The 9,788-nt window shown below is 72.1% G+C and carries 9 protein-coding genes; 4 read left to right on the forward strand and 5 right to left on the reverse strand.

All coding sequences use genetic code 11. The features are described 5' to 3' along the window. Nucleotides 1–853: AAA family ATPase (locus tag GT354_RS09120; RefSeq protein ID WP_161355762.1), on the forward strand; the 853-nt coding region annotated here is incomplete at its 5' end. Nucleotides 854–882: 29 nt separating this feature from the next. Then, a complete protein-coding gene (locus tag GT354_RS09125) occupies nucleotides 883–2,097 on the forward strand; it encodes a hypothetical protein (RefSeq protein WP_161355763.1) in 1,215 nt (404 codons plus the stop codon). Between the two features lie 95 nt (nucleotides 2,098–2,192). Here the strand turns inward: GT354_RS09125 and GT354_RS09130 are convergent, their stop codons facing one another. The 5 genes from GT354_RS09130 to GT354_RS09150 form a co-directional block, all read right to left on the reverse strand. After that, nucleotides 2,193–2,951 carry a sugar transferase gene (locus tag GT354_RS09130; RefSeq protein ID WP_161355764.1) on the reverse strand — a complete coding sequence of 253 codons (759 nt, stop codon included), beginning with the start codon at nucleotides 2,949–2,951 and terminating at the stop codon, nucleotides 2,193–2,195. Between the two features lie 85 nt (nucleotides 2,952–3,036). Continuing rightward, nucleotides 3,037–4,209 (reverse strand): glycosyltransferase, encoded by a 1,173-nt coding sequence (locus GT354_RS09135; protein ID WP_202511672.1) that lies wholly within the window; start codon nucleotides 4,207–4,209, stop codon nucleotides 3,037–3,039. Further along, nucleotides 4,202–5,023 (reverse strand): polysaccharide deacetylase family protein, encoded by an 822-nt coding sequence (locus tag GT354_RS09140; RefSeq protein ID WP_161355765.1) that lies wholly within the window; start codon nucleotides 5,021–5,023, stop codon nucleotides 4,202–4,204. Before GT354_RS09140 ends, GT354_RS09135 begins: the two co-directional genes overlap by 8 nt. After that, nucleotides 5,020–6,585: a GNAT family N-acetyltransferase gene (locus tag GT354_RS09145; protein WP_161355766.1), complete on the reverse strand. Its 1,566-nt coding sequence runs from the start codon at nucleotides 6,583–6,585 to the stop codon at nucleotides 5,020–5,022. Before GT354_RS09145 ends, GT354_RS09140 begins: the two co-directional genes overlap by 4 nt. Then, nucleotides 6,585–8,207: a GNAT family N-acetyltransferase gene (locus GT354_RS09150; RefSeq protein ID WP_161355767.1), complete on the reverse strand. Its 1,623-nt coding sequence runs from the start codon at nucleotides 8,205–8,207 to the stop codon at nucleotides 6,585–6,587. Before GT354_RS09150 ends, GT354_RS09145 begins: the two co-directional genes overlap by 1 nt. A gap of 287 nt (nucleotides 8,208–8,494) precedes the next feature. On the opposite strand from GT354_RS09150, the gene GT354_RS09155 reads away from it, so the two are divergent. Further along, nucleotides 8,495–9,481, forward strand: coding sequence for a polysaccharide deacetylase family protein (locus GT354_RS09155; RefSeq protein ID WP_346011946.1), 987 nt, complete (start codon nucleotides 8,495–8,497; stop codon nucleotides 9,479–9,481). A gap of 68 nt (nucleotides 9,482–9,549) precedes the next feature. Continuing rightward, the coding region (locus GT354_RS09160) for a hypothetical protein (RefSeq protein WP_202511673.1) at nucleotides 9,550–9,788 on the forward strand (239 nt) is incomplete at its 3' end.

The following is a 9,788-nucleotide window of genomic DNA, read 5'->3' on the forward strand; positions in this document are numbered from 1 at the left end:
GCCGGACGGGCCCGACGAGGCGATCCCCGATCTGGCCACGCTGCTGGCCGAACTCGACGAACTCGTGGGCCTGGCCCGGGTCAAGGCCGACGTGGCCACGCTCGTGCAGCTCATGCAGTTGGTCCGGCGACGCGAGGAGGCCGGTCTTATCGCGCCGCCGCTGAGCCGTCACCTCGTGTTCGCGGGCAATCCCGGGACCGGCAAGACCACGGTGGCGCGCCTGTACGGGCGGATCCTGGCCGCGTTGGGAATGCTCAGCCGCGGTCATCTGGTCGAGGCGGATCGGGGCATGCTGGTCGGCGAGTACGTCGGGCACACCGCGCCGCGCACGACGGCGGTCTTTCGCAAGGCGCTGGGCGGTGTGCTGTTCATCGACGAGGCGTATTCGCTCACGTCGGCGGGTGGCGGCGACTTCGGGGTCGAGGCGATCGCGACACTGGTGAAGCTGATGGAGGATCACCGCGACGACGTCGTGGTGATCGTCGCGGGCTATCCCGACGAGATGCACCGCTTCATCGACTCCAACCCCGGCCTGGACTCGCGCTTCAATCGCACGGTCGTCTTCGAGGACTACGACTCGAAGGACCTCGTGGAGATCGTCGAGCACGAGGCCGCGGCGTACGAGTACACGCTCGACGAAGGCGCGCGCGCGGGCCTGTCGGCCTACTTCGACTCCGTCCCGCGTGATCGCCGCTTCGGCAACGGCCGGTCCGCGCGTCAGGCGTTCCAGGAGATGACCGAACGCCACGCCCGGCGGATCTCGTCCCTGGCCGAGGTGCGCCCCGACGACCTCGTGTCGTTGCGGGCGATGGACCTCCCCGATCTCGTCCCGGCCGCTCTCGACCCCGTGTGAGCGGCGGGATCAACCCCGAAAGGCACAACATGGCCGAACCTCCCGACCCTCGCACGGATTTCGGGCACGTCTTCGCGCGCTCGGTCCGCACCCCGCGCCGGCATCTGATGCCGGGACGCCGGGTGTGGATGGTGAGCCTGGGCATGCCCGCGCTCGCCGCCGCCGGCCTGGCGATGGTGGCCGTCGCCGGCACCGTCGACTTCGGCGGTGAGCAGGACGGCAAGCACCTCAAGCCGGTGGCCCAGTCGGCGCCGATGCAGGACAAGCCGATCGCGGTGACGCCGGCCGGCGAATCGGCGACGCCGTCCAACAGTCCCCCGGGAACGCCCGCGGGCGCGACCGGCGGCGGCACGGCGGCCGCCGGCGACCCGGGCCCGCCGAACTACCAGTCTCCGCTGTCCGGTTCGTCCGGCGGCAGCTCGGGAGGTTCGTCGGGCGGTTCCGCCGGCGGCTCGACCGGGGGCTCCTCCGGTGGTTCGACCGGCGGATCGACCGGTGGTTCCACCGGTGGTGGCGGCGCCCCCGTCCGGGAGAACTCCCCCGGTTCGAACGGGCAGGCCAACGGCGGGACTCCCGGCGGATCGGCGGCGAAGGCTCCGGTCAACGCGCCGGCTCCCAACCAGCCCGCCGATCCGCCGGCGAACCCACCGGCGAAGCAGCCGGTCGCCCCGCCCGCCAACCCGCCCGTCAAGTCGCCCAACCCGCCGGCCGCGCTCGCGCCCGTACAGACCTTCCTGGGTACGTCGGGCTACGGCTGCGCCAACAACGGCGCGGCCGGCTTCGCCGAGGTGGGCCGCTACAGCGACGGCAACAAGGGCTGGTACACCGTCAACAGCGGTGGCTGGAACAAGGACGGCTGCAACGGCAAGTTCGCCGCGGTGCCGATGTCCGGTGACAAGAACAAGGACGACACCAGCGCTCGCGTGCTGTGGTGGTTCGATGTCGGCGCGGCCTCGCGCAAGTGCCAGGTCAGCGTCTACGTACCGAGCGGCAACGCCCGAGACGTGGGCGGGAATCCGGCGAAGTACTACGTGCTGCGCACCAAGGACGACGACAAGACCGGCACGTGGTACGACCAGTTCTCGGTCGACCAGGCGGGCAACAAGGGCCGTTGGGTGGTCGCGGGCACGTTCCCGGTCACCAACGGCAAGATCGCCGTCAAGCTCGTGACGCGCGGCGTGGACTGGAACGTCGGCGGTGCGCACCTGGCCGCCGGGCAGGTGCAGGCTCGCTGCACCAACTGACCTGATCCGACGCCTTGTTGTCGAACTCCGGGCCCGGTCCCTACGATCGGGCCCGGAGTTCGCCGTCTCGGTCGTCGTGCGAGGCGACCCAGTGGTCAGGACATCTCTTCCGCGAGTGGTTCGCCCGCGGGGCGTTGTGGTGGCAGCAGGCGGGTCGGGTCGACCGGCGAGTGCGTGATCGGGGATGCCCACACGATGGGTCTGGGCAGCGGGAAGGACTCGGCGGCGCGCTCGCGTGCCGTGCCCTCGTGCACCACGCCGTCCTTGCCCGGGTGTTCGCCGGGGATCGGAAAGCCGGGGTTGACGCCGCCGGCGGCGGTGATCCCGGAGGGCTTGAGCAGGACGCCGATGGTGCGCCACAGGATGACGCAGTCGACGCGCGCGCTGTGGTTGCGGACGTACCACAGGTCGTATTCGATGCGGACGGGCCAGCTGAGCGCGTTGCGACCCTGGACCTGTGCCCAGCCGGTGAGGCCGGGGCGCACGTCGAGTCGGCCGCGTTGGCGCGACGTGTAGTGGACGACCTGGCTGGGCAGCGTGGGCCGGGGCCCGATGATCCCCATGTCGCCGCGCAACACGTTGACCAGCTGGGGCAGTTCGTCGAGGCTGGTGGTACGCAGGATCCGACCGGCGCGGGTGATGCGGTCCGCGTCGGGCTCGTCCGGGTAGCGCTCGTCGAGCATGGTGCGAAATTTGAGGATCCGGAACTCGCGACCGCGCAGTCCGCTGCGGGTCTGTCGAAACAGTACGGGTCCGCCCATGGTCGTGCGGATCACGACGAAGATCGCGAGCAGGACCGGGCCGAGAAAAACCAATGCCAGCACGGCCACGGTGATGTCGAACGTCCGTCGCATGCCATGCCCCTCCCCTGGTGTGGCGTCGAATGTGAGGTTGTGCCGTCGGCGACCGGTGTCTCCCTCACCGGCCGCCGACCGGTGGTCAGTTCCAGCCCAGGCCGCGGCGCGAGGCCACGGCCCGATAGGTGTCGATCGAGACCGCGGCCACGCGGCGCTGGTCGAACTCGGCCAGGGCGCGCGCTCTGGCCGCCTCGGCGAGCCGCTCGCGCAGGAGCGGGTCGGTGAGCAGGCGATCGATCGCGTCGGCCAACGACCCGGGCTCACCCGCCGGTACGAGCAGCACGTGTTCGTCGTGCGTGCCGATCTCGCGGCAGCCGCGGATGTCGCTGAGCACCATGGGCAGCCGGCTGGACGCCGCCTCCATGGCCGATCGTGAGAAGCCCTCCCGGTGCGAGGGCAGCACGAACACGTCGAGCGCGTTGTAGATCTCGGGCATGTCGGATCGGGCGCCCAGGAACTCGACGTCGTTGCTCCGGGCGGCGTGTGACACCGCGTCGGGTTTGTCGGGGTCCGGTGGACCGATCCAGACGAATCGTGCCTTGCCCGCGAGTCGTGCGGCTGCCTCCACGTATTCGAGGATGCCCTTTTCCTCGACCTGCCGCCCGACTCCGCCTACCAGAAGTTCGCCTTCGGTGACGCCGAGTTCACGCCGAACGGCGGCGCGAACGGCCGGATCCGGGCGAAACCGGGTCAGATCGGTGCCGTTGCCGACGACGCGCGAACGCCATCGCGGAACGGCGCGGCTCAGCGTCGCGTGGTCGGTCGCGTTCTGGTACAGCTCCGCGTGCGAGACGCGGGCCGCGGCGCTCTCGGTGCCCAGCACGAACGCCCGGCGGGCCCACGGGTCGCCGGGGCGAATCCACAGGCCGTGACACGTGTTGACCACGACGGGCACGCGCACGGCCCGACCGAGGATCCGGCCGAGCACGCCGGTCTTGGGGTTGTGCGTGTGCAGCACGTCGGGCCGGATCCGCCGGAGTACGCCGACGAGTTCGCGGGCCGCGGCGGCGTCGCTGCGCAGGCTCCACGCGCGGGTGAGCGAGTCGAGCGGGACGTGCGTGACGCCCAACTCCTCGATCTCGGCTACATAGGGGCCGGCGGCGCTGATTCCGAACGTCTCGAAGCCCGCCGCGACGTCCTCCTCCAGTTCGGTGCGCAGGAGCAGGGCCAGGCTCATGTCGATCGTGGTCAGGTGGGCCACGCGCAGCGGTCGGCCGCCCGGGCCGCGCGGGCCGGCGGGGTGCTGGTCAGGCATGCGCACCGGCCTTCTTGCCGAGACTGACGACCGCCGCGTAGGCGCGTTCCTGGCCCAGTCGGCCGCGGAGCTTGGCGCGGAAGAAGCCCGGTGGGTCGGTCCGGCGGACCGGGACGCGGCGCAGCCTGATCGGGTCGCAGCCCGGCAGGTTGCGGCCCAACACGCCGGTGGCGGCGCTGCGGAATCGGCAGCGCAGCGCGTGTTCCATGTCCGGGACGGCGATGCCCCACGGGTAGGCGAAGTGCGCGGCGCGTACGCCCAGTCGGCGTTCGATGTCGTCGGAGGCGTCGTCGAGTTCGGTGGCGGTGAGCGCTTCGGGCCGGGCGTGGCTGCGGGTGTGGTTGCCGATGGTGACCAGGCCGGAGGCGTACATCTCGTCGATCTGGTCCCAGGTCAGTGCCGGTGATCCGGCGCTGGTTCCGGTGGAGCCCTCCCAGCGCATCTCGGCGCCGATGCAGCCGGTGGCGAGGTAGAGGGTGAACGGCAGGGCGCGCCGGCGCAGTTCGGGCCACGCGTTGGCGTGGAGGTCGGCGAAGCCGTCGTCGAAGGTGAGCACGATCGAGGGGGTGGTGTCGCCGGCGGTGAGGCGGTCGACGGCGGTGTCCAGGGACACCACGTGCGCGCGCGGGAGCAGGTCGAGTTGGGTGCGGAACGCGTCGAGCGGCAGGTCGAGTTCGTCGTGGCTGCCGCCGCCGACGCGGTGGTAGATGAGCAGGGTCGCGCCGGGGGCGGGGCCGCGGGCGACGGCGGTGGCGGCCAGGCCGCGTTTGAGCGTGGTGCGCACACGGTCGCTGCCGGTGTTGAGCGCGGTCATCGGGCGGTGCCCTTCGAGACGACGTGGGCGGGCCACGGGACCGGTTCGGGTTCTTCGTGCAGGGGGGTGCCGGCGCTGCCGGCCGGGTCGGGGGTGTACAGGCGCAGGGTTTCGCCGAGCGCGGTGGCGACGAGGCGGACCGCCTCGACGGGTCGCCAGGGGTGTGGGTGTGCCCGGTCGGTGCCCAGGGCCGCGACGGTGCGCACGACGTGGTCGGCGCCGAGGTGGACGAGGGTGTGCGGTCGTTCGCCGAGGACCCACCACGTGTCGCCTTCGGCGCGGCCGCGGTCGACGGTTTCGGTGCCGCGGTGGCCGCACGCGAGGGCGATGGCGCGGTTGTCGGTGGTGCCCGCCGCGCGGATCGGCTCGGGTTTGGTCTTCGGGGCGGTGTCGTCGTGGGGGTCGATGGCCGGCTCGACGACGGTCTCGGCGACCAGGAGGGGTTCGGGTTCGGCGCTCCGGTTGCGGCGCACTCGCAGGTGTTGCTCCACCGACATCCGGGTGGCGCGGACGAAGCCGCGCGCGGGCAGCGTCACGGCGAGTACCGGGCGGTCTCGGACGGCTTCGATGTCCCACAGCGCGGGGCGTTCGGGGGCCAGGCGCAGCTTTTGCGGGGTGCGGGTGGGCATCAGGTCGACCAGGCGCGGGCGGTTGCCGGCCGGCCAGGGTTCGTCCAGGACGCGTTCCTGGGCCTGCCATTGCACGACGGTGCCGATCCCCAGCGACGCGAAGCGTTCGTCGTAGGCGGTGGAGTGCCACGTGGCGACGTCGCCGATGCGAAACCACAGGTGCATCGCGGCGGGTACCCCGTCCACCCGCAGGATGTACAGGCGGGCCCAGTCGCGGGCGGCGGCGCGGGTGAGCATGTCGCGGCGGGCGTTGGCGGCCTCGTTCTCCAACGGGCCCTTCCAACTGCGGGCGAACAGGTCGGTGTAGATGGCGAATCCGGCGTCGAGGTGGTGGTCGGCGGCGGTGCCGGGGGTGCCGATGGTGTCGAGGGTGAGGTTCCATTGGGCGCGGACGCGGGTGGCGAAGCGTTGCGCGTAGCGGTCGAAGCCGCGGAAGCGGGCGCGGTGGCCGCTCCAGCCGCCGTCGACGCTCGCGAGCATGTCGGACGCCTTCTCCCGGGCGGACACCCGGTAGCCGCACGCGCGCAGTCCGGCGATCAGGCGGTGGGTTTCCGGGTCGCGGCTGGGCATGCGGTGCAGGCGCAGTTCGCGCACGCCGTCGCGGGCGAGGGCGTCGGCGATGGTGTCCGCGGCGTGCGGCTCGTCGGGGTGGACCACGATGCGTGAGCGGGGCCTGCGGTGCGCGGCGAACACGCCCCAGCGGTCGGGGCCGACGCGTTCCAGAGGCAGCAGCGCGCGTGGTCGGTCGTCGGCGTCGAGCACGCTGACCACGCGGATGTCATCGAGCGGGTCGTGGTGGCCGTGCAGGGTGGACGCGAACCACGCGTGCGTGTCGAAGGGGTCGGCGTAGACGCCGCGTCGCTCGACGAGTTCGTCCCACGCGGTCGCGAACGTCGGGTCCAGTTCCTCGGGGTGCATCATCCGGGCGCGCATCAGGCGCCCTCGGTGCGGGTGAGGGCGGTGGCGGGCCTGTCGACGCGCTCGGGTTGCCGGGTCGGTTCGGGTAGTCGGGTCGAGTCGGCTGGTCGCCCCGGGTCGGGCGCGTGCGTCGGCGCCGGTTCGGCCGGCGTGGTCCAGCCCGCCGGCCAGCGCAGGCGCGGGTCGCGCACGGGCACTTCGTCCAGGTAGCGGACGGGTGCGGCGAGCAGGTCGGCCAGCATCAGCGCTATCGCCTCCAGGGTGTGGTTCGGGTCGTAGCGCACGACCTCGCGCAGGGTCGCCACGGGTTCGCCGGTGTCCACGCGCGCGAGGGCGGCCGGGGCGTCGCCGACCCGATACCAGATGTCGTTCACGCCCCAGTCGGCCTGCATCTCCTTGGGGCCCTTGCGGGCGCAGGCGACCGCGAGCAGTCGCAGGACGCGTGGGTTCAGGGCCAGTTCGGGGCAGGGTGTGGCGGGTTCGGTGGTCGCGGGTCTCGCTTCCAGGCGGCGCACGGTGCCCGGCGAGGTCGGTGTGGGCCGGGCGAGTCGGTCGCGCAGGCGGTGGGCTCGTGCGCGGGTGGCGATCGGCAACGCGCGTTGAAGTTCGCGGGCGCCGCGCAGGATCGGCAGCACGCGGGCCGGTACCCGGGCCGCGCACACGTCCAGGAGCGCGGGGCGTTCGCTGCTGATCCGGTCCTTGAGCGGGCTCGCGCCGGGCAGCAGGTCGATCAGCGCCAACGGACCTTCGTCGAAAGCCAGTTCCTGGGCGCGCCAGTGCACGATGTTGCCGGCGCCGAGCATCGCGACGGACGGGTCGTAGGCGACCGTGTGCCAGTGCACTACGGCGCCGATGCGCACGCTCGTGCACGATCCGATCGCGCGGTCCGCGGCGTAGAGCACGTACAGGCGGGCGAGGCCGCGCGCGTCGAGGGCGCGCAGGAGCCGTCGGCGACGGTCGGGGGACGCGCCCAGGCGGCCCTTCCAGCTCAGGTCGAACAGTTCCTCGTGGTCGGCGAGGCCGGCGGTGATCGGCGGGGTGCCCGGCGCGCCGAACGCGGCGACGCGCAGCGGCCACAGTTGGACTGCGCGGCGCCAGGTCTGGCCGATCGCGCCGTCGAATCCGCGGTGCCGGTCGCGATACGCGGCCCAGCCGTCGGGGGTCGATTCGATCATGTCGGTCAGGTGTTCGCGCACGTCCACGGCGAATCCGGCGGCGCGCAGCGCTTCGACGAACACGAGGGTGGCGGGGTCGCGGCTGGGCATCCGGGTGAGCGAGAGTTCACGCACGCCGCTTCGCCCGATCTCCTCGACCAGGGCCTGGATCAGCGGCAGTCGGGGTTGCTCGGTGCCGAACACGACGCGGGTGCGCTCGCGTTGACCTCGGCCGATCTCGCGGGCGCGTCCGCCGGGGCCCAGTTCGAGTGGGAGCAGCGCGAGTGGACGCGCTCCGTCGAACACCCCCACCACGCGCACGTGTTCGGCGCGCTCCGGGCGCGAGCCCAGCCACGAGCCGGCCCATGCGTGGGTGTCGAAGACGTCCGCCTGGAGTCCCCGTCCCACTACCAATTCGTCCCACGCGCGGGCGAGATCGCCTGTGATCTCCTCGGCGCGCAGGGTCGACGCACGATTGAGCATCGGTCGGCCCCCACCTCGCGGTCCCGGTGTGAGCAGCACCGAAACACCCTTGTCCGAGTCGCGACGCGGCCCCCACCCGGCCGTCCCGTGACTCGCCCGTCGACCAGATTAGGCCGTATGGGGCATGCGTGAAGGGTGTTTCGCAATCCGTCCACCGATCGTCCGTGATGCTCACGAATATCGGACTCCGGCAGCCCTCGGCGCCGGGAGGTCGCGGGACGAGCTGACGGGACGTGACCTCGCTGTTACGGTTCCCGCATCGGAGGCGACAGGGCTGGGGAGGCACGGTGGGCGCTTCGATGTCGGGGATGAAGTCGGGTCTGAGATCGGGCGTGCGGTCGGGTTGGAGATCGGGCCTGCGTTCGGGATTGACGCGTGCCGGGGGCGACGCGTTGTTGCGTCGGTCGCCGGCGCAGGTGTGGTTCGCGCGTCGCGCTCGGGTGCGACTGGCGGTGTTGGGCTATCACGGGATCTCGGACCCGCAGCGGTTCGCGGACCAACTGGACCGGTTGCGCCGCACGGCGCGTCCGGTGTCGCTCGACGACGTCGAGGACGCGATCGCGCGGCGTCGCGCGCTGCCCGAGCGCGCGGTGTTGTTGACCTTCGACGACGGCGAACGCTCCATCCTGGAGCATGGTTTGCCGCTGCTGAAGGAGCGCGGAATTCCGGGCGTGGCCTATGTGGTGGCGTCGGTGCTCGGCACGGACACACCGTTTTGGTGGCACGAGGTGGAGCATCACGTCTTTGCCGGGGCCCGGGTCGCGGGCGAGCCGGAGCGCACCGCAAGCGGGTGGCTCGGGCACCTCAAGAGCATCCCGCACCGAGAACGGCTGGCGCTGCTCGCGCGCCTGCGCGAGGGCCGGAAGCCGTTGCTCACCCCGCAGTTGACCGCGGCCGAGCTGGGCGTCCTGGAGTCGGGCGGGGTCCGGGTGGAGCATCACTCGCTGACCCATCCGCTCCTGGACCGCTGCCCGGACGACGTGGTGCGCGCCGAGATCGTGGACGCGCACGAGCGGCTCACCGCCGTGCTCGGCCGCGCGCCCCGCTCGTTCGCGTATCCCAACGGCAACTGGGACGCGCGGGCCGAGCAACTGCTCACCGACCTCGACTATCGCACCGCGTTCCTCTTCGATCACCGACTCGGGCCGCGCCTGCCCGAACACCCTTTGCGGATCTCGCGGTTGCGGGTGGGCTCGAACACCGGGCCCGACCGGTTCGCCACGATCGTGTCGGGACTGCATCCGGCGGTTCACGCGTTGCGCGGCGGACGGTGACGTCGACACGCTACGTTCTCGCATAGCACCGGGCCGGGAGAGACCGGGAGAGATCTGGGGGGATCACCGTGCTTGCTTTGCCGACCCTGTTGCGCGCGCCCGGGGACCTCGTGGCGCTCGTCCCGTCGTGGCGCGAGTTGGTCGCCACGACACCGGGGACCTCGTACTTCACCACCCCCGACTGGGTGCTCGGTTGGACCGAGTCGCTGGGCCGGGCGCACGCGGCGAACGCCGTGGTGGCGGTGTGGCGTGGGACCGACGGCGCCGCACAGGCCGTCGTGCCGTTGCTGCGCATCCGCGAACGCCT

This window comes from Streptomyces sp. SID3343 (assembly GCF_009865215.1).
Lineage (GTDB): Bacteria > Actinomycetota > Actinomycetes > Streptomycetales > Streptomycetaceae > Embleya.

Coding starts and splice junctions, on each gene's coding strand:
- GT354_RS09140 (WP_161355765.1), bottom strand. CDS start 5,023: ATGACCGCGCTCAACACCGGCAGCGACCGTGTGCGCACCACGCTCAAA.
- GT354_RS09125 (WP_161355763.1), top strand. CDS start 883: ATGGCCGAACCTCCCGACCCTCGCACGGATTTCGGGCACGTCTTCGCG.
- GT354_RS09130 (WP_161355764.1), bottom strand. CDS start 2,951: ATGCGACGGACGTTCGACATCACCGTGGCCGTGCTGGCATTGGTTTTT.
- GT354_RS09135 (WP_202511672.1), bottom strand. CDS start 4,209: ATGCCTGACCAGCACCCCGCCGGCCCGCGCGGCCCGGGCGGCCGACCG.
- GT354_RS09145 (WP_161355766.1), bottom strand. CDS start 6,585: ATGCGCGCCCGGATGATGCACCCCGAGGAACTGGACCCGACGTTCGCG.
- GT354_RS09150 (WP_161355767.1), bottom strand. CDS start 8,207: ATGCTCAATCGTGCGTCGACCCTGCGCGCCGAGGAGATCACAGGCGAT.